We start from the raw sequence: 21,865 nt of genomic DNA on the forward strand, positions 1-21,865 counted from the left end.
TAAGGAGAGATGAAGATGAGTGTACAAATAGCATCGACTGCAGACCATGTTAAGCCTGACTATGAGCAGCTAAGGGAAGAAATTCGCAGCTTGGTAGAAGCGGAGATTAAGCCAAGAGCGGAGACCACGGATAGAGAAGGCCGCTTTCCTAAAGAAAATCTGCAAGCACTGGCTGAAGCTGGCTGGAATGGCGTGTTGATCCCTGAGCAATGGAAGGGGCGCGGATTGGATCATGTCGCCTTCGCGATTGCGGCTGAGGAAATCGGCAAGGGCTGCCCTTCTACCTCGCTCGTATATGTGATGCATGTGGGCGCCGTCCAGACGATTGCGCTGTACGGCAACGACGATCAGAAGGAGCGCTGGCTTGTGCCGGTAAGCGAGGGGCTTGTAGGCACCTATTCAACAAGCGAGAAAGCATCGGGCGGTCATTGGTGGTTCAACTTCAGCGAAGCTTCCCGCGATGGGGACGATTATATACTGAATGCCGAGAAGTCGTTTACAACCAGCTCGGGCCAGGCGGATTTTTATGTGTTCCAGACGAGGACGCCTGGTGCGCAGACCCCTACCGATGTTAGCTTTTTCCTTGTAGATAGCAAGCTGCCGGGCATTACACCTGGCGTATGGGATGCATTAGGTGTGCGAGGCAACCATAGCGGCCCGATTACTTATGAGGGTGTACGGGTTGAGGCTCAGGACAAATTAGGAATCGAAGGACAAGGCCGGGAGATTTTGGAGAGCGGCGTATCTCCGGTATACCTGATTGGGCTAGGATCAACCTGGCTGGGCGTTGCAGAGGCTGCTCTGGAGGCTGCGACCGCTTATGTGAAAGGCATGGTTCACCGGGATTTCAATAAACGGCTGGCCGATTATCAAATTATTCGCCAGCAGCTGGCCGAAGTGAAAATTTTAATCGAAAGCCTTAAGCCGTGGCAGCAAGCATTGGCGAAGCAGCTGGATGAGCTGCAAGCGCAGGGCAGGCCGCAGGTAGAGCTGCTGCTGCCGCTGGTGGAATTTAAGGTGCATGCGGCCGAGGTGGCGAACAAAGCGACTAAAGCGGCATTGGATGTAACAGGAGGTTATGGCTACAAAAAAGGCGTATTCGAGCGTTTGTTTCGAGATGCCAGAGCTGGCATTGCGATGGGGCCTTCCAACAATATCGCAAGAGAGTGGATCGGCAAAGCGCTAGTCGGTCTGCCGCTGGAGCTGTGGCATGAGGGCGGAGACTAATCGAGAAGGAAGCAGCTTTTATTAAAATAAATAACGGGTACTGCTCTGATTGTAGAGCAGTACCCGTTTTTGTAATTATAAATGCGATTGAATCGCCTCGCGAATTTTCATCATCGTGCGATTCAGGTCGAGATTTTCCAGCACATGCTCACATTGCTTGCGGTAGACGACCTCTTCGGTGTAAATCGACATGTAGCTGTTGATAACCTCCGCAGGAAGCCCCTTCGCCTCCAGCCGCTCAATGACGGTGCGTTTCTCTACGTACAGGAAGATGCGGACGACTTGCTCGCCGTACAGCTTCTTGATCAGCGAAGCGCCATCGCTGTTGAGAATCATATACACATGCTTGCCCTCGCTCAGTAAGTCAGTAAGCTCATGAGTGCGGATTCCATAATGATGCTTATGGATAACGGCGGTTTCAATAAAATCGCCGCTTGCGTTCATCCGGTCAAATCGTTCTTGCTCAATATAGTGATAGTCGCGGTCAGGCGGCTCAGAATCTCGTGGAGGGCGTGTTGTGTAAGAGCTGACATGCTTGATGCCAAGTTCCTTGCCAATCCGGTGAGCCATCGTTTTTCTTCCAGATCCGCTAGTACCGGTGAAAATGAAGATATAAGGTCCAGCCATAGCCTGTCGCCTCCTTCATCGCGTAGAAATATAAGTCCATTTATAAGCTCATCTATAAGCTCTTCACTTAAAATGTCTTATATTTTAAAGATAGCATTCGACAAAAATCGCGTGAATCCTTCTTTATGGAAGAAGCCGCTATGATAATTTTCAATAAATTGGTAAATCAAGACCCCTTCGATTCAAAATAAGCCTTCGTAAACCGTATCCATTCTTGGGCGGCAAACGATAAATACCCGTCTCGACGCCAGATCATCGCAAGATTCCAAGGAATGACGGGATCTACCATAGCAATCGTGCGGATGCGGGACGTATCGAGTTTCTGGCAAATGGCTTCGGGCAGCAGAGCGATGCCGAGTCCAACCGCCACCGTTTCACAAATAAAATCCCACTGGGAGCTTTCGAGCATGATTTTGGGTTTAAAGCCGAGACGTGCGCATTCGTCTATGATGCGGGCATGCAGCGCGAAGTCCTCGCGGTACATAATGAACGCCTCCTGCTCAAGCTCGCGCAGCGTCAGCTTGCTGCGTCCTGCCAGCGGATGCTGGCGGTGCATGACGACTCTAAGGCTTGCATTTTGAACCGGAAAAACCTCGAATTGGTCATTTCTCACAGGCATCATGACAATCCCGGCATCAATGGCGCCGCTAGCTACTTCGGCCTCTACGGTCAGCGAGCCCTCCTCGATCAGCCGAATCGTCAGTCCGGGATAGCGCTTCACGAACAGGCTGACGATCTCAGGGAACATAATCGAGCTGATCATCGGCGGGAGGCCAATGCGCACCAGCCCTTTGCGAAAATCAGTTACATCGTTAAGCTCGTTTTGCAAGGTTTTGAACAGGCGGACAATATCCTGCGACTGGGCTACGATAGCTTGACCTGCATCGGTCAGCTGCACTTTTTTCCCGGATCGAATGAATAGGGGAGTCTGCAGCTCATCCTCCAGGTTTTTAATCATTTTGCTAATGGTAGGCTGCGTAATATGCAGGGCCTCGGCTGCTTTCGTGAAGCTTTCATGGCGCACGACCTCCAGCACATATTCCAAATGACGAATGTCCATTCAGGCACTCCTATTTTTCTGGCATAGATAATATCAATACAGATCATTCTAATTATTCATTTTACCTATGTCAATTCGCAGGTATACACTGGATGAAGGAAGGGGCTATACGCATGATAAGAAAAATAACACTTGGACTCGTCCAGGTTCTCTTTTTTGTAGCACTGTTTTGGACGCTTAATGGATTATCGGTTTGGCTGCATTTGAAGGTGCCGGGAAGCATTTTGGGGCTGATTCTCGTCTTTGTGCTGCTGCATTTTAGAGTGATCAAGGTGGAATGGGTCGAGTTGGGCTCGAAGTGGCTGGTGGCGGAAATGCTGTTGTTTTTCATTCCTCCTGCTGCGGGCATGATGCAGTTTAAAGATTTATTGCTGGGGAGCGGCGTGCAAATTTTGCTCGTTATTGTGGTGACTTCTGTTCTCGTCATGGTGTGCGCTGGCGTAATGACGCAATTCGTAGCGGGCAGGAAAGAGCGGGGCAGAGGATGATGGCGCTGGTCTATATTTTGCTGACAGTAGGCATTTATTGGGGAGCGAAGCGGCTGCACCGGTTGAAGCCCATGCTGCTGCTGTCTCCGCTGCTTGTGACACCGATTGCCGTCATTCTTATTCTGGCATTAGGAAAAATTCCTTATCAAAATTATAATGAAGGCGGCCATTTGCTCAGCAGCATGGTTGGCCCGGCAACGATTGCTTTGGCGGTTCCTATGTATAAGAATGCAGCTATTATGAAAAAGCATGCGTTTGAAATTATTGCGGGCGTTCTATCGGGCTGGATTGTCGGCATGATGGCGGCGCTGTTGTTCAGCCGTTCCCTTAAGCTGAGCGATAGCCTGATTGACTCGCTGCTGCTTCGCTCGACGACAACGCCGATTGCGCTGGCCATTAACGATATGATTGGCGGCATTTCTACCTTGACGGCTATTTTCGTGCTGGTTACAGGCATCCTTGGCACGATTATCGGGCCGCTCGTTATTCGAATGGCACGCATTCGCAGCGATATCGCTAAAGGGGTTCTCATGGGGAGCAGCGCACATAGCGCTGGTGCTCATAAAGCGTTTGAGTTTGGGCTTGTACCGGGATCGATAGCGAGCATAGCGATGATCGCGACCGCCTTTATCTCGCTGGCGCTGCTGCCTTGGCTGACGGGGCTGTTCATGCATGGGTAAGTGAGCTTAAGGTCCGAAAAAAAACACGGCGAGCGGTGAAAACATAAAAATGTACCAGCCGAACAGCAGGAAGTTGACCCATGCGACAGCTGCGTAACCAATGGATTGTTTTCTAGCCTGAAACGGGCCGCAAAAGCTTAGAATCGAGCCTGCCAGGCTGCTTGCAAACCCAATAAGCCACTGCGAACCGAACAGCTGCTGCTTTGTCATTAAAAAATAGACGGTTAAAAGTGCCATGCATGCGGCTAATAGGGTAAGCATACTGCGTGCTTTGCTCATTTAATCAGCTCCTTGTCCTTTTATTTTAGATAAATAATGCGGATTGAAGAAGTACTAACTTTGTGTAGTACTTCTTATTAGCATGTGTTAATTTGTGCGCGAGAAATTTCCCGCTAAAAATGCCATAATAGTTAAAACAGCTGGCAGGGGGTGACAGAGCGATGACAGAGCGTGTATATTCTTTTCCTCCCGTCATTGATGAGCGGGCCCGCGTGTTGGTGCTGGGGACGGCGCCGAGCGTGAAATCTTTGGAGCATCGCCAGTTCTACGGTCATCCGCGGAACTATTTTTGGGGAATGGTGTACGGGTTGTTTGATGCTGGGGCGCCGGATGAGGATTATGCGAAGCGGCTCGCTTTTTTGCAGGAGCATCGGCTGGCGGTGTTCGACGTCATTGAATCCTGCGAGCGCGAAGGCAGCCTTGATGTGAACATTAAGGATGAGAAGCCGAATGATTTGCCTGCGCTGCTGGCGCAATATCCGGGGCTGCGCTGCTTTGCATTTAATGGTACGAAGGCGTACGATACGTTTCGAAAATATTTTCGCAAGCATCCGGCGTTTGACTCGCTGGCGCTGCTCAAGATGCCGTCCACGAGCCCGATTCCGACGCAGAAAATGCGAAATCTCGAAGATCGGATCGCAGCGTGGCGCGGCATTGTTCCTTTTCTAGAGGAGCAGTAATCAACGGTAATCGTTGAAATTGGAAGGATACGTGTATATAGTAGAAGCATACGTCAAGACTGAAGATACAGGAGCACGAGGATGTCAGAAAGAATGAACGTCAGCATTAAGCTGGAAAGCAGGCAGGATGGCGCTGTTCAGGTGGGTGAGCATCGCGGGGAGCTGTTTCGCAAGGATCGCTCGCTCTATATCCGCTATGAGGAGCCGATCGAGGGAGAAGCGAATGCGGAGCCAATCAGGTCGCTTATTCGCTATCGCCAAGGCGAGCTGCTTATTACGCGCAGGGGAGCGGTAGAATCGGAGCAGCTTTTCGCTGTGGGCGGCAAGCGGGCTGGGCGCTATCGGTCCCCATTTATGAATTTTCAAATGGAGACGGAGACGAAGCAGCTTGTGCTTCATGCGGCTGGCGCCGCTGCGGGAGAGCTGGCGGAGCCTCCTTTTTCAATAGAGTGGAAATATGATTTGTGGATTGACGAGCATTTATCTGGCCGATTTCATATTCGGCTGCATATTCAGGGGGAACAGTAACGATGAGTGGAAATGTATTAGAGCAATTGTATGAGCAGGTAAAAGCGGCTATTGCCGACGCGGCAGTAGCGGGCGGGCTCGCAGCGCGCGAGGAGCTGCCAGCATTCGTGCTGGAGGTGCCTAAGGATAAAGAGCATGGCGACTTGGCGACCAATGCAGCGATGCAGCTTACCAAGCTGGCGAAAAAAAATCCGCGGATGATTGCCGAAACGATTATCGCGAATCTCGATTATGCGAAAGCATCGATTCAATCGGCTGAAATTGCCGGCCCAGGCTTCATTAACTTCCGCATGGACAAAAGCTACTTGTACGCCGTCGTTGGCGAGGTTGTCGCAGGTGGCGACAACTACGGACGCACGCAAATCGGCGCAGGCAAGCGTGTGGAGATGGAGTTCGTCAGCGCGAATCCGACGGGCAGCCTGCATCTTGGACATGCACGCGGCGCAGCAGTAGGCGATGCACTGTGCAATGTGCTTGAATATGCGGGCTATGAAGTGACCCGCGAATATTATATTAACGATGCCGGCAATCAGGTGAACAACCTGGCGAAGTCGATTGAAGCGCGCTACCAGCAGGCGCTGGGCAAGGAAGCGGAGATGCCGGAGGATGGCTACCACGGCGCGGATATTGTCGGCTTTGGAGAGCTGCTTGCCGAGCAGGAGGGCGATCGTCTGCTGAGCTTGAGCACAGAGGACCGTCTGGAGTTTTTCCGCAGGTTCGGCCTGGAGCGCGAGCTGGACAAGATCAAGCATGATCTTAATCGCTTCCGCGTCGGCTTCGATATCTGGTACAGCGAAACGTCGCTTTACAAGAACGGCAAGGTTGAACAGGCGCTTGAGGCGCTTAAGGAGAAGGGCCACGTCTATGAGGAAGAGGGCGCAACCTGGCTCGACACGATGCCTTTCGGCGACGATAAAAACCGCGTGCTCGTCAAAAATGACGGCTCCTACACGTATTTGACGCCGGACATCGCGTACCATATGGACAAGTACAGCCGCGGCTACGACCGTATGATCAACATTTGGGGCGCAGACCACCACGGCTACATTCCGCGCGTTAAAGCGGCGATGGAGGCGTTAGGCAACGACCCAGGCAAGCTGGTCGTGTTGATTGCCCAGATGGTCAGCCTGTTCCAGGACGGCGAAAAGGTGAAAATGTCCAAGCGTACCGGCAAAGCGGTTACGATGCAGGATTTGATGGATGAGGTAGGCGTAGACGCCATCCGTTATTTCTTCACGATGCGCAGCATGGACTCGCATCTGGATTTTGATATGGATCTCGCGATTTCTACATCCAACGAGAATCCGGTGTTTTATGTGCAATATGCGCATGCGCGTATTTGCAGCATTTTCCGCCAGGCGCAGGAGCAGAGCCTCGCGCTGCTGCCGCTTGAACAGATCGACCTCAGCAAGCTAACGTCGGAGGCTGAATACGACCTGCTGCGCAAGCTCGGCGAGCTGCCGCAGGAAGTGGCGGAGGCGGCGGAGCAATATGCGCCGCATCGCATCATTCGCTATGTATATGAACTGGCCTCCCAGTTCCACAGCTATTACAGAGCAGAACGCGTCATTACCGAGGACGCGGCGCAGACTCAGGCGCGCCTTGCGCTGCTTGGCGCTATTCGCACCGTCATTGCGAATGCGCTCCGCCTCGTGGGCGTTTCGGCTCCTCAGCAAATGTAATATTCCCATGCAGACAAAGATCAGCCTTTGCGGCAGCGGTGGCAGACAGCTACCCTTGCAGCAAGGGCTTTTTTTCTTGAAAATGGTGCATAATACGTTTTAAAGAAAAATGCCCAGCCAAATAGCAGCGATTTAACTTTACTTTAACCAAGGAATGCTATTATACTAATTGTCGAAAAATGGACAACATCATAGAGAGCGAGGGAAAAGTCATGAGAGGCGATGAGTCCGATTTGCCTATTGTATCGATCGTCATGCCCTGCTATAACGAGGAAGAAGCGCTGCCGGAAACGGTGCGGCAAATGTCCCTGCTGCTGGAACGGCTGGTGAAGGAGAGAAAGGTGTCCGAGCACAGCAAAATGCTGCTTGTAGACGATGGCAGCCGCGATAAAACGTGGTCGCTCATTGATTCCTTTCACCGGAGCAACCGTTTTGTGAGCGGGCTGAAGCTTTCCCGGAACGTCGGGCATCAGCGGGCACTTCTGGCGGGCTTGTTGACGGCGAAGGAGTATGCGGATTGCATTATTTCCATCGATGCCGATTTGCAGGACGATATTACGGTGATCGACAAGTTTATTGAGAAGTACAAGCAGGGCTATGAAGTCGTGTACGGCGTGCGGAACAAACGAACGACCGATACGATGTTCAAAAAGTTCAGCGCGCAATTTTTCTACAAACTAATGATTAAGCTTGGTGTAAACGTCGTTTATAATCATGCGGATTACCGGATGATGAGCAAGAAGATCGTTGATAAGCTGGAGGAGTACCAGGAGGTCAATCTATTCCTGCGTGGCATTATTCCTACCATCGGCTTCAAATCCGACAGTGTGTACTACGATCGTCTGGAGCGAACCGCCGGCGAATCGAAATACCCGTTGAAAAAAATGCTTATCTTCGCATGGGAGGGCATTACCTCCTTTAGCGTATCTCCTATCCGCGCAGTGTCGGTTGTCGGCTTTTTTATGTCGGTCATGAGCCTCGTGTTCGCCCTTTATGTATTCGTCAGGCATTTGCAGGGAAACACGGTATCCGGCTGGAGCTCGATGATTCTTTCGATTTGGTTCATTGGCGGCATTCAGCTGCTGTGCATTGGACTAATTGGCGAATATATCGGCAAAATTTACATTGAAACGAAGAAACGCCCGAAATACTTCGTGGAAACCGTGCTGCATAACGTTGTGCCAGCGGAAACGAAATCGCAGCAATTACAAGAGACGAGGTGACGAATGGAATCGCTGCTGCTTAAAGCAAAATCGAATACGCAAGTTTTGATCTTCCTGCTCTCCTTGTTTGTCATTACGAGAATATTGCTTTATTTTGCAGGCTTTCTCGGCATGAATCTGTTTCCGAACTATCAAATTCCGCCGGACTATACGGTCGTGCAGGGGCATGATTTCACATCGAGCCAGCTCTCGATCCAGACGGATATTTCACAGCTGAAGAAGCCGAGCTTCGAGGATCTAAGGAAATTTGACAGCGTATGGTACTTGGGAATTGCCGAAAATGGCTATGATACGTATAACATCAACGAATCGCATCCTAGTGCAAATTGGGTGTTTTTCCCTTTATACCCTTTGTTAGTCTTTTTGGTGGAGTCTATTTCTAAATACGATGCGACAGTCGTGGGATCGGTTTTATCGAATTTGTTTTTGCTCGTATCACTTTTTTATTTTTATGGCATTTGTTTAAAAAGAGGACTGAAACAGGAGCACGCCCAAGTCGCGGTGCTGCTGCTGCTCATTTTTCCGACCGCCATCTTCTATGCCGTGCCTTATACAGAGAGCCTGTTCCTCATGCTGTCGCTAATGACCGTCTATTATGCGATGCAAAAACGATATTTTCTCGCGTTTCTGTTCGGGGGCTTGTCCGCTGTGACGCGCAATTTGGGCTTCGTCAACTTGTTTTTCGTTGTGGGTACGCTGTTGATCGAACACAGGCTGTACCGTTTCAAGTGGAAGGACACGAAGTATTTAGGCTATGCAATCATTTCGGCGCTGCCGCTAGCCGGTTATCTGTTGTACATGAAATGGCTTACTGGCGATTTGCTGGCTCCGATTACCGAGCAAAGCATCAACTGGTATCGCAAGACGGTTGCTCCGTTCTCGAACTATATTCATTTTATCCAAAAGCCTTATTTCTCAGGAAATGGCGGCTGGGAAAATGGCCTGCTTGCCTTTATTATCGCGAATGCCGTCCTCGTCATTTTTGCTGCCTTTCTTATTATGCGCTGGAAAGATATTCGCCGTAATGCTCATGAATGGCTGTTTTTTGCCTATGGATTGCTGCTTATGCTCATTCCGTTCGCCAGCGCCGAATTTTTGCAGAGCATTCCACGTTATGTCATGGTTGCGTTCCCCTTCTACATTTATTTTGCGGATGTGCTGAAAAATAATAAGGCGCTGCAAATGTTTTATTTCATGATGTTTTTCCTGCTTCATATTGTGTATGCGATTTGCTACTTTAATGGATATTTTTTCGTTGTATAAATTTATGAAAAAATAAATTGACGAAATTTGCGCTTAAGGTGTACAATAGCACCATATTACTTTAGCTCGTACTTTATACCTAGATCGTTTAACGAAAAGGCAAACTCAGGGAAACCTGATGTGCGCAAAGCTACAGGGGCTTCATTCCTAACGGAATATGCTCGCCAGCTACCGAATTCAACATCGATTCTTCCTTTATTAATCAAGGTAGACTTTGTTCTTTCGGGAGCAGGGACTATCTTTTTTTTATTGCTTACACGAAAAGGCAAACTCAGGGAAACCTGATGTGCGCAAAGCTATAGGGGCTTCATCCTTTAACAGGATATGCTCGCCAGCTGCCGAAGCCCGACATAGCCTCCTTTGCCTGATGAAGGTGCGGCGTGTTCTTCGGACCACGACCATCATTCGCTCGGGGGAGGAACTTACTATGAAAACTACAAAATTCGCTCTTACACTCCTTATGCTCGCTTCGACATTACTCTGGGCACTCCCTGCTAGCGCGCAAACCAACTTTTACAACGGAGCATGGATCGGCACTTGGCCGAACCAAAGCTTGAACAACATCGCTGCCTACGAGCAACTAATCGGTGGACACCAAGATGTTGTACATACTTTTGTCAACTCGAACCAAGGGATTAATGAATGGAAGGGCTTTATGGACTATGTAAATAATAATGGTTCGATTAACCTACTTACCCTTGAGTTTAAAAATAAAAATTACAAAGAATATTCGACTGCTGATATTAATAGAGGCGTAGTAGACGCTTACCTGAAACAAACGGCAAAACAACTGGTTAACTGGCAAGCAGCTAACAAAAACCCTGAAATTTGGCTTCGCATTTTCCACGAAGGCAATGGCAACTGGTACGGCTGGGGCGTTGGCGACAGCACAGTTAACACAAACGAGACTTACAAAGCGGCATTCCAACGTGTCGTTACGATTTTCAGAGAGCAAGGCGCAACGAATGTAAAATTCATGTACAACGTAAACGCTGAAAATGTTGGCAAAAACGCATCGTTTACAGCTATGTACCCAGGCGATGCTTACGTAGACCTGCTTTCGATCGATGGCTACAACTTTGGAACGAAAGAATCGTGGAGCTCGTGGAGAAGCTTTAACGACGTATTCTACGCTTCGTACCAAGCGCTGACAAGCATTTCGAGCAAGCCGATCATTATCGCTGAAACTGGCACAACAGAAAGCGGCGGCAGCAAAAACGAATGGGTTATTGATGCGATGAATCAAGTGCAATCGCCAGCGTACAGCCAAATTAAAGGCTTGATCTGGTTCAACGAGAACAAAGAGCTGGACTGGCATATCGATTCGTCGGCTGATAGCCTGAGCGCTTACCAAACGCTGCAAAAAACGCTTTAATAGATTAGACTGGGCTAGTCGTCAAGTCCTGGTCTCAACTCTATCAAACACTGGCTGATATAATACTAAATAGGTATTCTGAGAAAACTCTAATTTCGCGTAAACCGCGTAAAATTAGAGTTTTTTCGCTTTTTTTCTACACTTTTGCCAATAAGATTACAATGTTAAGAAGAAAAATTAACTTTTAAAGGGGCAAGGATTGTGATAAGATAACTTTGAATTTGAGCCTTAGCCGCCAAAAATATCATATTTCCGGCCGATTTAACAAATATCGACAGCGAAATTAGACAGTATAGTCAATCCATGTTGTAGATTAGTCAGAAAAGGAATGGAATTATGGCGAATAAATAGAGCGCAAAGGATTGGGGTTATTTGAAAACAAAAGCTAGGTACATATTAACAACGCTATCCATTGCTATCATGATCGTGTATCTAGTATGGAGACTTGTACAAACACTCCCATCTGGCTGGTCATTAATTTTTGGATCGTTGTTACTATTTTTTGAAATCATTTCTATTTTTCAATCCGTTTTATTCCACATTCTTCTGCTAAAACCCACTGAAAGAAAGCCTGCGCCATTACCTGACAACCTTTATTCTGTGGATGTTACGATCGCTACCTACAATGAACCGCCATCCTTGGTTAGAAAAACCATACTTGCTTGTAAAAACTTGAATTATCCGGAAAATCTGTTAAACATTTGGGTGTGTGATGATGGAAAGCGAGCGGAAATGAGAGAATTAGCCGAAGGTTTAGGCGTTCATTATCTCGATCGTCCCGGAAATGAACATGCTAAAGCGGGTAATTTGAATCATGCGCTGACGAAGATGAAGGGCGATTTGCTCCTTACTTTAGATGCCGATATGATGCCAAAACCGGATTTTTTACAGCGAACGGTAGGATTTTTTGCAGAGAATGAGAAGCTTGCTTACGTACAAACGCCCCAAGTTTTTTACAACGAAGATATTTTCCAATACAACTATTACCAAGGGCGCAACATTCCGAACGAGCAAGATATGTTTATGCGGCTTATTCAATCTGGAAGAGACCGTTTTAACGCTGTTATTTATGTGGGCAGCAACTGCATCTTCCGGCGCAGCGCCATTGACCATATTGGTGGTTTCGTTATCGGTACGATAACAGAGGATTTGGCTACAGGGATGAAGCTTCAATCCAATGGATTTGATTCTTATTGCTTGAATGAGGTGCTGGCACTAGGACTAACGTCTGAGTCCATATCCGATCAAATCAAACAGCGGGCCCGCTGGGCAAGGGGCACGATACAGACGACGAGGATGTCCAATCCGCTTGAGGCTAAGGGTTTATCTTTGATGCAGCGCCTGCTTTATTTCTCCAACCTGCTGTATTGGTACTTTGGCGTTACGCGCTTTATGTACATATTGTCTCCTATGCTCTTTTTGACCTTTGGTGTGGCGATTCTTGAAACAAGCTTGAAACAACTGCTTATTTTCTGGCTGCCGTATTTCTTGTTCTCGGTTACCGTTGTACCTTATTTAACGAATAAGAAGCTTAATGTGTTCTGGAACAATGTTTACGAGACGGCCATGACGCCAACGCTATTCCTCGCAGCCCTTCAGGAAACAATCTTCCGCAAGGCTATTCCCTTTGAAGTGACGCCGAAAGGCATTTATCAGAACAAAACGTCTATTAATTATCGTTATATGATGCCATTGTTTGTTCTGCTTGCGCTGTCGATTGTACTGATGGGTTTAAATGTGGGGCGTATTGCGGGTGCAGGAGAAAATGAATTGCAGCCTATGCTTATTAATTTATTTTGGCTCGGTTATAACGGAGTATTCCTGCTTCTCGCGCTGTTGCTTGGTTTTGAACGCCCGCGCATGCGGGAGGCGGAACGCTTTGCCAAGGAGCTGCCGCTCACGCTTCGTTATATGGATGATGAAGAGCTGAAGATGGAAAACGTCAGGACACTGGATATTAGCGAGACAGGCTGCCGTATTTATACGGACTCGATTTTGCCGCTCCCAGAGCGCATGGAGCTGGATATTCCGTTATCCCAGGACGCTATACGCGTAGCTGCCGAAAAAATATTTTATGATAAGCATGGCTCCGGATTTCAGGTGGGCTTCAAGCTTCATTGGAGCAACATTGATGAGGAGCGCAAATGGCTTGCTGAAGTATATGGCAGTGCGGATGAGTTCGTTAAGGGCATTTTCCAGGCGGGCGTATGGACTTCTGTGACCAGTTATCTTTCTAACTTCAAGTACACCTATAAGTCGATAAATCGCAAGTCCCCGAGAGTTAGGCTGAAGCGGCGCGCTTCGATCGTGGTCGATCAAGAAGAGCGCTACCGGACACAGCTGCTTGATATTAGCTACACGGGCTGCCGAATTGAGCTCCCGCAGAAGGCGGCGATGCATGAAGGCAAGAAGGTCAGGCTGCAAATTATCGGCTCGGCGTTCGAGGCAAACGGTCGTCTTATCCGCGTAAGCTGGGCCAAACGCAATAAGATGACAGCGGCCATTGTATTCGATGAAGCTTTTGATTTAAGCCTGCTGCTGGGGGAGTCCAGCAGCATACCGCCAAGCAAGGAGCTGCGTTCTGGCATTGTACCAGCAGAAGCGAACTCCAAGTCATAGACAGTCTGAATAGGAATGAACGCCAGGCTATGACGGGCGAATGATTGTTTTGCAAGGGGATGAGAGATTTGGAAATACACAGAATGGTTAAGCTGATCATCCGCAGATTGCCGTTTGTCATTATTCCGGCACTGCTGCTGTCAGTCGCAGTGGGCTATGTGAAAATGCAAAGTCCTCCGTCTTATAAGGCAACGGCTGAAATTGTAATAACCTCACAAGAGACAAGTGATAATTTCACTTCCATTCAAGGCAGTCTCAAGTTGATGGATACGTATAATGTTATTTTGAAAAATCCACTGATTTTGGAGCAGGTAATTGCGGCGCTTGGCCTGCCTTACAGCACAGATCAACTGGCTGCCAAAGTTAGCGCGAAAAGCGTCGAGCTCTCGCAGGTTATCCGAATTACCGTAACCGATGGTGACCGTAAGCAGGCAGCGTCCATTGCCAACACCATCGTTAGCGTGTTCCGTTCGCAAAGCTTGGAGCTGTTTAAAATCAACAACGTAGTTTTATTGCATAAAGCAAGTGCGGAGAAGGCGGTTTATGTGAACCCCAATCCGTTATTTTATGTGCTGCTCGCATTTGTTGGCGGACTGATTATCCTATTGTGCTTATGGCTTCTGCTGCATATGATGTCGCGCAAGCTGCAGACAGCGCCGGAGGTGCAAGCGATATTCGCCGAGGTTCCGATGGAAACGACGAAGCTCGCCAGCCGGGCGGAAGCTGCTATCCCGTTTTATGGGGGATGGCTGAAGCGCCGTGCGGCAGAGGAAGCGAAGTCGCGTGCAATGCGTTACCGCCATGTGATGGAGAAAAGCGGGAAGCGTACATTGGCCTTTGGAACGCTTGACCGCAAAGGTGCGAGCGGGAATATCAGCAAGCAGCTGGCGCAGAAGCTGGCTGTGGAAAGCAAGGTCGCTTGGGTGAGGTTTAACCCGAACGGCAAGCTGCCAAGTACGGCTTCCGGCAAAAAAGGCTATGCGGAATGGTCAATTAGCCCAGGCTTTTATGGCAAAATCAAAACCGCCGGACAGCAGTTGGATTACATCGAAGTATGCGTGGTAGGCGGAGGCCTTTCCATGAAAACGTCGGCTGAGGAATTGATGGCGCAGCTTCGGGATAGCTACGAAGTTGTAATCTGGGAATTGCCTTCTTATGTTCATTGCTCGGAAGCACAGACGATTGCAGAGCTGGTCGATTGGCATACGCTCGTGATCAAGGAGAACCGGGTACTCGCTCCGGTTGCACAGGAATGGAAAAGCCGTCTTGCGGCAACGGATGTTCAGATAAATAGTATCGTGTTTATTGAAGTGTAACCACTTTTTATCTAACTTGGGAGGGATTTGCGATGAAAGTAACAAAAGCGATTATTCCGGCAGCCGGACTTGGAACGAGGTTTTTGCCAGCAACAAAGGCGATGCCGAAAGAGATGCTCCCCGTCCTGGATAAGCCAACGATTCAATATATTGTAGAAGAGGCCGTACAATCCGGGATTGAAGAAATTATTATTGTAACGGGTAAAGGCAAACGTTCGATTGAGGACCATTTTGACAATGCGTTTGAGCTGGAAGCGAATTTGCTGAAAAATCAAAAGCTGCATCTGCTTGAGAAGGTACAGGAAATTTCCAAGGTCGACATTCATTATATTCGTCAAAAAGAACCAAAAGGTCTCGGGCACGCGATTTGGTGCGCACGCAAGTTTATCGGCAATGAGCCTTTCGCCGTGCTGCTCGGTGATGACATCGTTAAAGGCGAGACGCCATGCACGAAGCAGTTGATTGATGCTTTTGAGCAAACGGGCAAATCGGTTATCGGCGTACAGCATGTACCGGATAAAGAAACGGCGCGTTATGGCATCATTGATCCATCTGAGGTGAATGATCGTTTTATTAAAGTGAACAATCTGGTAGAGAAGCCGAAGCTGGGCACAGCGCCTTCCAACTTTGCCATTATGGGGCGGTATGTGCTGACGCCGGAAGTATTCAATCTGATTGAGCAGCAAGAGGTCGGAGCTGGCCAGGAAATCCAATTGACCGATGCGCTGCAAAAGCTGAACCAAGTCGAGGACGTACTCGCATATCTATTTGAGGGCAGACGCTACGATGTCGGTGAAATTCCGGGCTTTATTTTGACAAATGTAGAGTTCGCACTCGAACGTCAGGAGTTTTCCGCAGATTTAATTAAATCGCTTGAACAGATTTTAAGCCGTGCGAAAAGTGGAGTGAATGCATAATGAAAGTTACGATAATTGGTACAGGCTACGTTGGCCTGGTGAACGGCGCTTGCTTCGCAGAGAAAGGCCATCATGTCATTTGTGCCGACATTAACCAAAACAAAATTGACCAGCTGAATGACGGTCAAATTCCCATTTATGAGCCGGGTCTTGCTGAATTGGTACACGCGAACCGCCAAGCGGGAAGACTTGCCTTCTCAAGCGACGTGGAAGCGGCCATTCAGGCTTCGGATATTATTTATATTGCAGTGGGCACGCCAATGTCGCCAACCGGCGAAGCGGATCTGACTTACGTTGACGGCGTGGCCGAGACGATTGGGAAGTCGCTGAACGGCTATAAAGTTGTCGTGAACAAAAGCACAGTGCCTGTTGGAACTGGCAAGCGGGTAGAGTCGATCATTCGGGGGCATTTGGGCGGAAGAGAGGCAGGCTTTGATGTCGTATCCAATCCGGAATTTTTGCGTGAAGGTACGGCCATCAAGGATTGCATGAATATGGAGCGTGCTGTCATCGGCGCTGAAAGCAAACAGGCGATGCAGCTCATTCGCGAGCTCCATGAACCATTCAACACGACCATTGTCGAGACCAACATTGAAACGGCTGAAATGATTAAATATGCCAGCAATGCCTTCCTCGCGATGAAAATTTCCTTCATTAACGATATTTCCAATATTTGCGAGCGGGTCGGTGCGAATGTGGTCGATTTGTCTTACGGGCTAGGACTGGACAGCCGCATTGGAAATAAATTTTTAGATGCCGGTATCGGATTTGGCGGCTCTTGCTTTCCGAAGGATACCGAGGCACTCATTTCCATCTCCAAAAATGTCGGGTACGACTTCAAGCTGATTGAATCCGTTATTACGACGAACAAAAATCAGCCGATCCATTTTGTGCAAAAAATCGATACAATTGTAGGTTCTGTCGCAGGCAAAAAAATTGCTGTGCTCGGTCTGGCGTTTAAGCCGGAGACAGATGATATGCGCTCTGCGCCTTCGATTCCGATCATTCGCGAGCTTATCAGCCGCGGTGCTGAAGTGCATGCGTATGATCCGGTAGCGGTTGAACAAGCGAAGCTGGTTATTGGCACAGATGTTGTTTATTCGGATGATCTGCTGCAAACGGTCGACGGCTGCGATGCCTGCGTCATTTTGACCGAGTGGCCGCAAGTGGTGAAGATGGATTTGGATGAAGTGAAAAAGCGGCTTAGGCAGCCGATTTTGATCGACGGACGCAACATATTTGATTTGGCAGAGATGGAGAAGCGGCAATTCGTGTATGCTTCCATCGGCCGCCCGGATATTAACGCTTATGCCAGCCAAATCGGATAATCACGTGTCGGAAGCTGGCTTGACCCGCAGAACCCGCAAGGGCTTTCTGTGGGCATTCACGGGAACCGGATTGCAAAATGTCATCCAGATGGTCGTGCTTGTCGTCCTTGCCCGCTTCGTCGGTGCCGAGGAGTTTGGACTCATTAATATGGCGCTCGTAATCGTCAGCTTCTCGACCTTGTTTGCCAGTATTGGTGTAGGTCCGGCCATTATTCAGCGCAAGGAAATTAACACGGTCGACTTGCAGGTTTCCTTCTTTATTTCTTCAATGCTTGGCGTTGTAGTGGCAGCGGTGCTTTGGCTGTCCTCTGATCTGCTGGCAGGTTTTTTCAAAATGCCGCAGCTTGCAGAAGTGCTGGGCATATTGGCGCTCGTGTTTCCGCTCAATGGCGTTGCCATTGTATCTGAAGCTTTGCTGCAACGGGAGCTGAAGTTCCGTCAGCTATCGCTGTCGCAAATCGTATCTTATACGGCGGGCTACGGCATCGTCGGCATTACGCTCGGGGTGTATGGCTATGGCATTTGGGCGCTGTTAACAGCGCATTTGGTGCAGACGGCTATCCGCTTTACGATGCTGATTGCCGCACAGCCGCCCCGGTTTCTGCGGGAAAAGACGAGTGGACATGCACAGGCGGCGAAATCGCTGCTGCGATTTGGCGGTGGCGCAACCATCGACAGCCTAAGCAATTATTTGGCGGTCCAAAGCGATAATTTGATCATTGGCCGCGGGCTTGGCGCAGCTGCGCTGGGATTGTACGGCAGAGCCTATCAGCTGGCAGTGCTTCCGGCTACACTGCTTGGGCAAGTGCTCGATAAAGTGCTGTTTTCGTCGATGTCCAAGCTTCAGGATGATCTTCAGCAGCTAAAAGCCTCTTATATTAGAAGCATTTCTTATACATCCCTGCTTGTTGCTCCTATTAGCGTCATCTGTTATTTGCTAGCTCCCGAGATTGTCGCTGTCGTTCTGGGAAGCGGGTGGACGGAGGTCGTTATTCCATTCCAAATTTTATGCGTTGGCATGTTATTCCGTACAACTTACAAAATCAGCAATTCACTCGTATTGGCAAGAGGGTATGTGTACAAACGGGCTTCACGGCAGGTGCTTTATGTTCTGCTTGTTATCGCGGGCGCAGGGATTGGCATGCGCTGGGGCTTGTCCGGGGCCGCTTTCGGCGTTTTAATTGCCATAAGCTTGCACTACTTCAATATGCTGTACTTGTGTAAAACGATTTTGTCGTGCACGTGGCGGGAGCTGGGGAAGGCGCATTTGCCTGCGCTGCTCGGCAGTGTGTGGACGCTTATTGGCTTATATGCCGTGACGGAGGCGATCAGGCCGCTTGGCATGGTCAGCTTTGTAAATCTTGCAGTGTCAGGCATTTTTGCAATGGTATGGTTTGCAGTGGTTGTGCTGCTGTTCCCTAAAGCGATGGTACATACGAGCAGAACGGCGCTCCGGGGCAAAATGCAGCAGGTGCTGGGCAAGGTGCGCAGAAAACGGCAAGCTTAAATTTTCAGGCAGAAGGTGGTTTACGATGGTTCAACATAAGGTGGTTCATATGACAACGGTGCACCATCCGATGGATACCCGCATTTTCCATAAAGAATGCGCCTCGCTCGCGAATGCGGCCTATGATGTGACGCTGATTGCGACGGACCATCCGGATCTGGACCGAGTAAAACCTGCTTTCAAGCTGATCAAGCTTCAGAAAGCAGCGAACCGCTGGGTTCGTATGACGAAGAACAGCTGGCAGGCTTACCGGCTCGCCAAGCAGCTTGAGGCGGATGTGTACCATTTTCATGATCCCGAGCTGATTTGGGTAGGGTGGCTGCTCAAAAATAAATCCAATCATGTCGTTTACGACATCCACGAGGATTACGAAACGGGCATTCGGCAGAAGAAATATTTGCCAGTTTGGGCTAGAAATACGCTTGCGAGCATTTATCGCATTGTAGAGAAGCTTTGTATTAATCAGTTCGAAATTGTGCTGGCAGAAAAATATTACCGGGACAAATATTTGCGCGGCGTAGATGTGCTGAACTATCCGATCCTGCAGCCGATGGCGGACAAGCCTGCTGCAGACGCGGAAGCTGGCGCAGCGCAGCACGATGATGCCATTCATCTGCTGTACACGGGCAATGTCACATTGGATCGCGGCTCCGAGCTGCATGCTCAGATAGCAAAGCTGGATGAGCGCATTCATGTGCATTATGTAGGCAAATGCGCCCAGCCGATTGCAGACCGGGTTGCCGAAGCTGCCGGTGCTGCGGCGGATCGCGTAACGATCGACGGTGTAGAGAAGTTTATCGCCCGCGAGGCGATTGACGCTTATTACGCCGAGAGCCGCTGGCTGGCGGGTCTCGCACTGTTTCCGCCGACTGAGCATTATGCGAAGAAAGAGCTGACGAAGTTTTTTGAATATATGAATGCAGGGCTGCCGATCATTTGCTCCAATTTTCCAAGCTGGGAAGCATTCGTGAACCTTCATGGGTGCGGCATTGCGGTCGATCCTAACGATGGGCTGGCGGTACTGCGAGCGATTAATGAACTAAAGAACGACCCGGCGAAAGCGGCGAGAATGGGACGTAATGGCCAGCGGGCCGTACGCGAACAGCTGAACTGGGTGCATGAAGAGAACAAGCTGCTTGGTTTCTACTCGCAGCTGCTGACCAAATAGAGTCTACAATTATAGTGAGTTGGTATAGGAGGAGAGAAGAGAGATGTGGAAAAAAAGAATTCCACTCTTGTTATTCGTTGATATTTTAACAAGTACGCTCATCACATTAATCTGCTTCGCCTTAATGTATGAAGGCGAAGGAGCGAGCTACTGGCATGCGGTGCTTATTTTTGCGCCTGTCCTGTCTACATCAACGATTTTATTCATGCTTCGTTACAATTTGTACCAGCGAATATGGAAGTATTCGAGCGTCGGCGAGCTTGTGTCGATTTTCAAAGCGGTCACGTTGGGCGTTATCGTCAGCGGACTGTTGTTTAGCGTTTTGAAGTGGGAGTGGGTGGATCTAGCTCTGCTGCTGTTCATCTTCCAATCTTCGCTGATCGTTAAAGGCAGCACGCGCTTTGCGCTGCGTCTCAGAAGCGATACCTACAACAAAAAAGGCACTGGCGATATCAAAGTATTGATTATCGGCGCAGGCGACTGCGGCTCGATGGTGGCTAAGGAAATTAAGCAAAACAAATACATCAACAACAGCTACCCGGTTGGTTTTATTGATGATGATGAGCAGAAGCGGGGCAACCGCGTTGGCGGCCTTCGCGTACTAGGCAATCGCAATGATATCGCCGCAGTTGTCGAGAAGCATGAGATCAACCACATCATTATCGCCCTTCCGGCGGCAAGCAAGAAGGATATTTCTGAAATTATCAATCTCTGCAAGGAAACAAGCTGTGAGCTGAAAATTGTACCGCGGCTGGACGACATTATTCTCGGCAAAGTGACGGCATCGTCGATTCGCAATGTCGAAGTAGAAGATTTGCTCGGCAGAAGCCCAGTGGCTATCGATCTCGAAGGCATCGCGAATTACGTGGAAGGCAAGGTTGTACTGGTGACGGGAGCAGGCGGCTCCATTGGTTCAGAGCTGTGCCGCCAAATTGCGCCGTTTAAGCCAGGCAAGCTGCTGCTGCTCGGTCATGGGGAGAACAGCATCTATCAAATTGATATGGAGCTGGGCAAGACGTTTAAGGAATTGCAGACGGAGGCGATTATTGCCGATGTACAAGACCGTGAGACGCTGTTCGCGCTGTTTGGCGAATACAGTCCCCAAGTCGTATTCCACGCAGCCGCTCATAAGCATGTTCCGCTGATGGAGCGCAATCCGAAGCAGGCGGTCATGAACAATATTATGGGTACGAAAAATGTAGCCGAAGCCTGTGACCAGCACGGCGTGGAGCGATTTGTTCTTGTCTCGACGGACAAGGCGGTCAATCCGACGAGCGTCATGGGTGCGACGAAGCGCGTAGCGGAAATTATCGTGCAGTCGATCAGCTTTTACAGCAAAACAAAATTTGCAGCTGTGCGATTCGGCAACGTATTGGGCAGCCGGGGCAGCGTCATTCCGCTGTTTAAAGCGCAAATTGCCGAGGGCGGCCCGGTTACCGTAACCGATCCGGAGATGATTCGTTATTTTATGACGATACCGGAAGCTTCCCAACTGGTCGTGCAAGCAGGCGCCTTCGCCAAGGGCGGCGAGGTATTCATTCTCGATATGGACAAGCCTGTCAAAATTTATGAGCTGGCCAAAGACTTAATTCGCTTATCCGGCTTCGAGCCGTACCGCGATATTGACATTAAATTCACCGGCCTGCGACCGGGCGAGAAAATGTATGAGGAGCTGCTGACCGATGCTGAAGGCATGTCGGCTACACTCAACAACCGCATTTTCATCGGTAAGCCAATGGCGCAGGATATTGAGCCGGTCATGCTGGAGCTTCAGCATTTGGAAGGCATTATCCGTTCGGATTTGTCGGAGGTTAAAGCCTTCGTGAAGCGGACGATAACATCCCAGAACCGCAGCGCCGTATAGCTTTACAGCATACTTTTAAGAAGGAAAGAGAGGG

Annotated in this window: 19 protein-coding genes and 2 riboswitches; of the genes, 16 read left to right on the forward strand and 3 right to left on the reverse strand. The window is 49.3% G+C overall.

Annotated features, from left to right (window positions below):
- Positions 1 to 15 precede the first annotated feature (15 nt).
- Positions 16 to 1,227 carry an acyl-CoA dehydrogenase family protein gene (locus AC6B99_RS27535; RefSeq protein ID WP_056035031.1) on the forward strand — a complete coding sequence of 404 codons (1,212 nt, stop codon included), beginning with the start codon at positions 16 to 18 and terminating at the stop codon, positions 1,225 to 1,227.
- Positions 1,228 to 1,302: 75 nt separating this feature from the next.
- Here the strand turns inward: AC6B99_RS27535 and AC6B99_RS27540 are convergent, their stop codons facing one another.
- Both AC6B99_RS27540 and AC6B99_RS27545 read right to left on the reverse strand, forming a co-directional pair.
- Entirely contained in the window at positions 1,303 to 1,854 is a 552-nt protein-coding gene (locus tag AC6B99_RS27540; RefSeq protein WP_056035029.1) for a guanylate kinase, read from the reverse strand.
- 166 nt (positions 1,855 to 2,020) lie between these two features.
- Positions 2,021 to 2,914: a LysR family transcriptional regulator gene (locus AC6B99_RS27545; RefSeq protein WP_056035026.1), complete on the reverse strand. Its 894-nt coding sequence runs from the start codon at positions 2,912 to 2,914 to the stop codon at positions 2,021 to 2,023.
- Positions 2,915 to 3,027: 113 nt separating this feature from the next.
- Between AC6B99_RS27545 and AC6B99_RS27550 the strand changes: the two genes are divergently transcribed.
- Complete coding sequence (locus AC6B99_RS27550; protein WP_496664731.1) at positions 3,028 to 3,402, forward strand: CidA/LrgA family holin-like protein; 375 nt, start codon at positions 3,028 to 3,030, stop codon at positions 3,400 to 3,402.
- Positions 3,399 to 4,082 carry an LrgB family protein gene (locus tag AC6B99_RS27555; RefSeq protein ID WP_496664732.1) on the forward strand — a complete coding sequence of 228 codons (684 nt, stop codon included), beginning with the start codon at positions 3,399 to 3,401 and terminating at the stop codon, positions 4,080 to 4,082. Before AC6B99_RS27550 ends, AC6B99_RS27555 begins: the two co-directional genes overlap by 4 nt.
- A gap of 6 nt (positions 4,083 to 4,088) precedes the next feature.
- Here AC6B99_RS27555 and AC6B99_RS27560 read toward each other — a convergent pair whose 3' ends face one another.
- Positions 4,089 to 4,361 carry a hypothetical protein gene (locus AC6B99_RS27560; RefSeq protein WP_496664733.1) on the reverse strand — a complete coding sequence of 91 codons (273 nt, stop codon included), beginning with the start codon at positions 4,359 to 4,361 and terminating at the stop codon, positions 4,089 to 4,091.
- 161 nt (positions 4,362 to 4,522) lie between these two features.
- Here AC6B99_RS27560 and AC6B99_RS27565 point away from each other — a divergent pair, with 161 nt between their 5' ends.
- The 13 genes from AC6B99_RS27565 to AC6B99_RS27625 all read left to right on the forward strand — a co-directional run bounded on the left by AC6B99_RS27565 (position 4,523) and on the right by AC6B99_RS27625 (position 21,831).
- On the forward strand, positions 4,523 to 5,041 hold the full coding sequence (locus tag AC6B99_RS27565; RefSeq protein WP_494864948.1) for a DNA-deoxyinosine glycosylase: 519 nt from the start codon (positions 4,523 to 4,525) through the stop codon (positions 5,039 to 5,041).
- An 81-nt stretch (positions 5,042 to 5,122) separates the two neighbouring features.
- Complete coding sequence (locus tag AC6B99_RS27570; RefSeq protein WP_494864946.1) at positions 5,123 to 5,569, forward strand: DUF1934 family protein; 447 nt, start codon at positions 5,123 to 5,125, stop codon at positions 5,567 to 5,569.
- Positions 5,570 to 5,571: 2 nt separating this feature from the next.
- Positions 5,572 to 7,251 carry an arginine--tRNA ligase gene (argS, locus tag AC6B99_RS27575; RefSeq protein ID WP_496664734.1) on the forward strand — a complete coding sequence of 560 codons (1,680 nt, stop codon included), beginning with the start codon at positions 5,572 to 5,574 and terminating at the stop codon, positions 7,249 to 7,251.
- A gap of 212 nt (positions 7,252 to 7,463) precedes the next feature.
- Entirely contained in the window at positions 7,464 to 8,474 is a 1,011-nt protein-coding gene (locus AC6B99_RS27580) for a glycosyltransferase family 2 protein (protein ID WP_496664735.1), read from the forward strand.
- A gap of 3 nt (positions 8,475 to 8,477) precedes the next feature.
- Entirely contained in the window at positions 8,478 to 9,737 is a 1,260-nt protein-coding gene (locus tag AC6B99_RS27585; RefSeq protein ID WP_496664736.1) for a mannosyltransferase family protein, read from the forward strand.
- Between the two features lie 88 nt (positions 9,738 to 9,825).
- Positions 9,826 to 9,913, forward strand: a riboswitch (cyclic di-GMP riboswitch).
- A 78-nt stretch (positions 9,914 to 9,991) separates the two neighbouring features.
- Positions 9,992 to 10,080: riboswitch (cyclic di-GMP riboswitch) on the forward strand.
- Positions 10,081 to 10,164: 84 nt separating this feature from the next.
- Positions 10,165 to 11,112, forward strand: coding sequence for a glycoside hydrolase family 26 protein (locus AC6B99_RS27590; protein ID WP_056037586.1), 948 nt, complete (start codon positions 10,165 to 10,167; stop codon positions 11,110 to 11,112).
- Between the two features lie 420 nt (positions 11,113 to 11,532).
- Positions 11,533 to 13,731 carry a glycosyltransferase gene (locus AC6B99_RS27595; RefSeq protein ID WP_494865029.1) on the forward strand — a complete coding sequence of 733 codons (2,199 nt, stop codon included), beginning with the start codon at positions 11,533 to 11,535 and terminating at the stop codon, positions 13,729 to 13,731.
- 68 nt (positions 13,732 to 13,799) lie between these two features.
- Entirely contained in the window at positions 13,800 to 15,047 is a 1,248-nt protein-coding gene (locus AC6B99_RS27600; protein ID WP_494883016.1) for a Wzz/FepE/Etk N-terminal domain-containing protein, read from the forward strand.
- 32 nt (positions 15,048 to 15,079) lie between these two features.
- The gene (gene galU, locus AC6B99_RS27605) at positions 15,080 to 15,964 is read left to right on the forward strand and encodes a UTP--glucose-1-phosphate uridylyltransferase GalU (RefSeq protein ID WP_056037596.1); all 885 of its coding nucleotides are present in this window, start codon (positions 15,080 to 15,082) and stop codon (positions 15,962 to 15,964) included.
- The gene (gene tuaD / locus AC6B99_RS27610; RefSeq protein WP_496664737.1) at positions 15,964 to 17,292 is read left to right on the forward strand and encodes a UDP-glucose 6-dehydrogenase TuaD; all 1,329 of its coding nucleotides are present in this window, start codon (positions 15,964 to 15,966) and stop codon (positions 17,290 to 17,292) included. The genes galU and tuaD overlap by 1 nt, the downstream gene beginning before the upstream one ends.
- Positions 17,273 to 18,799: a lipopolysaccharide biosynthesis protein gene (locus tag AC6B99_RS27615; protein WP_496664738.1), complete on the forward strand. Its 1,527-nt coding sequence runs from the start codon at positions 17,273 to 17,275 to the stop codon at positions 18,797 to 18,799. Before tuaD ends, AC6B99_RS27615 begins: the two co-directional genes overlap by 20 nt.
- Positions 18,800 to 18,824: 25 nt before the next feature.
- Positions 18,825 to 19,967: a glycosyltransferase gene (locus tag AC6B99_RS27620; protein WP_496664739.1), complete on the forward strand. Its 1,143-nt coding sequence runs from the start codon at positions 18,825 to 18,827 to the stop codon at positions 19,965 to 19,967.
- Positions 19,968 to 20,010: 43 nt separating this feature from the next.
- Complete coding sequence (locus tag AC6B99_RS27625) at positions 20,011 to 21,831, forward strand: polysaccharide biosynthesis protein (protein WP_056037606.1); 1,821 nt, start codon at positions 20,011 to 20,013, stop codon at positions 21,829 to 21,831.
- Positions 21,832 to 21,865 lie beyond the last annotated feature (34 nt).

The sequence above is a fragment of the Paenibacillus liaoningensis genome (genome assembly GCF_059609455.1).

Excerpts from the sequence above, each read along its gene's own strand:
- AC6B99_RS27535 (WP_056035031.1), top strand. The coding sequence starts at position 16 with ATGAGTGTACAAATAGCATCGACTGCAGACCATGTTAAGCCTGACTAT.
- AC6B99_RS27540 (WP_056035029.1), bottom strand. The coding sequence starts at position 1,854 with ATGGCTGGACCTTATATCTTCATTTTCACCGGTACTAGCGGATCTGGA.
- AC6B99_RS27545 (WP_056035026.1), bottom strand. The coding sequence starts at position 2,914 with ATGGACATTCGTCATTTGGAATATGTGCTGGAGGTCGTGCGCCATGAA.
- AC6B99_RS27550 (WP_496664731.1), top strand. The coding sequence starts at position 3,028 with ATGATAAGAAAAATAACACTTGGACTCGTCCAGGTTCTCTTTTTTGTA.
- AC6B99_RS27555 (WP_496664732.1), top strand. The coding sequence starts at position 3,399 with ATGATGGCGCTGGTCTATATTTTGCTGACAGTAGGCATTTATTGGGGA.
- AC6B99_RS27560 (WP_496664733.1), bottom strand. The coding sequence starts at position 4,361 with ATGAGCAAAGCACGCAGTATGCTTACCCTATTAGCCGCATGCATGGCA.
- AC6B99_RS27565 (WP_494864948.1), top strand. The coding sequence starts at position 4,523 with ATGACAGAGCGTGTATATTCTTTTCCTCCCGTCATTGATGAGCGGGCC.
- AC6B99_RS27570 (WP_494864946.1), top strand. The coding sequence starts at position 5,123 with ATGTCAGAAAGAATGAACGTCAGCATTAAGCTGGAAAGCAGGCAGGAT.
- argS (WP_496664734.1), top strand. The coding sequence starts at position 5,572 with ATGAGTGGAAATGTATTAGAGCAATTGTATGAGCAGGTAAAAGCGGCT.
- AC6B99_RS27580 (WP_496664735.1), top strand. The coding sequence starts at position 7,464 with ATGAGAGGCGATGAGTCCGATTTGCCTATTGTATCGATCGTCATGCCC.
- AC6B99_RS27585 (WP_496664736.1), top strand. The coding sequence starts at position 8,478 with ATGGAATCGCTGCTGCTTAAAGCAAAATCGAATACGCAAGTTTTGATC.
- AC6B99_RS27590 (WP_056037586.1), top strand. The coding sequence starts at position 10,165 with ATGAAAACTACAAAATTCGCTCTTACACTCCTTATGCTCGCTTCGACA.
- AC6B99_RS27595 (WP_494865029.1), top strand. The coding sequence starts at position 11,533 with ATGATCGTGTATCTAGTATGGAGACTTGTACAAACACTCCCATCTGGC.
- galU (WP_056037596.1), top strand. The coding sequence starts at position 15,080 with ATGAAAGTAACAAAAGCGATTATTCCGGCAGCCGGACTTGGAACGAGG.
- tuaD (WP_496664737.1), top strand. The coding sequence starts at position 15,964 with ATGAAAGTTACGATAATTGGTACAGGCTACGTTGGCCTGGTGAACGGC.
- AC6B99_RS27615 (WP_496664738.1), top strand. The coding sequence starts at position 17,273 with ATGCCAGCCAAATCGGATAATCACGTGTCGGAAGCTGGCTTGACCCGC.
- AC6B99_RS27620 (WP_496664739.1), top strand. The coding sequence starts at position 18,825 with ATGGTTCAACATAAGGTGGTTCATATGACAACGGTGCACCATCCGATG.
- AC6B99_RS27625 (WP_056037606.1), top strand. The coding sequence starts at position 20,011 with ATGTGGAAAAAAAGAATTCCACTCTTGTTATTCGTTGATATTTTAACA.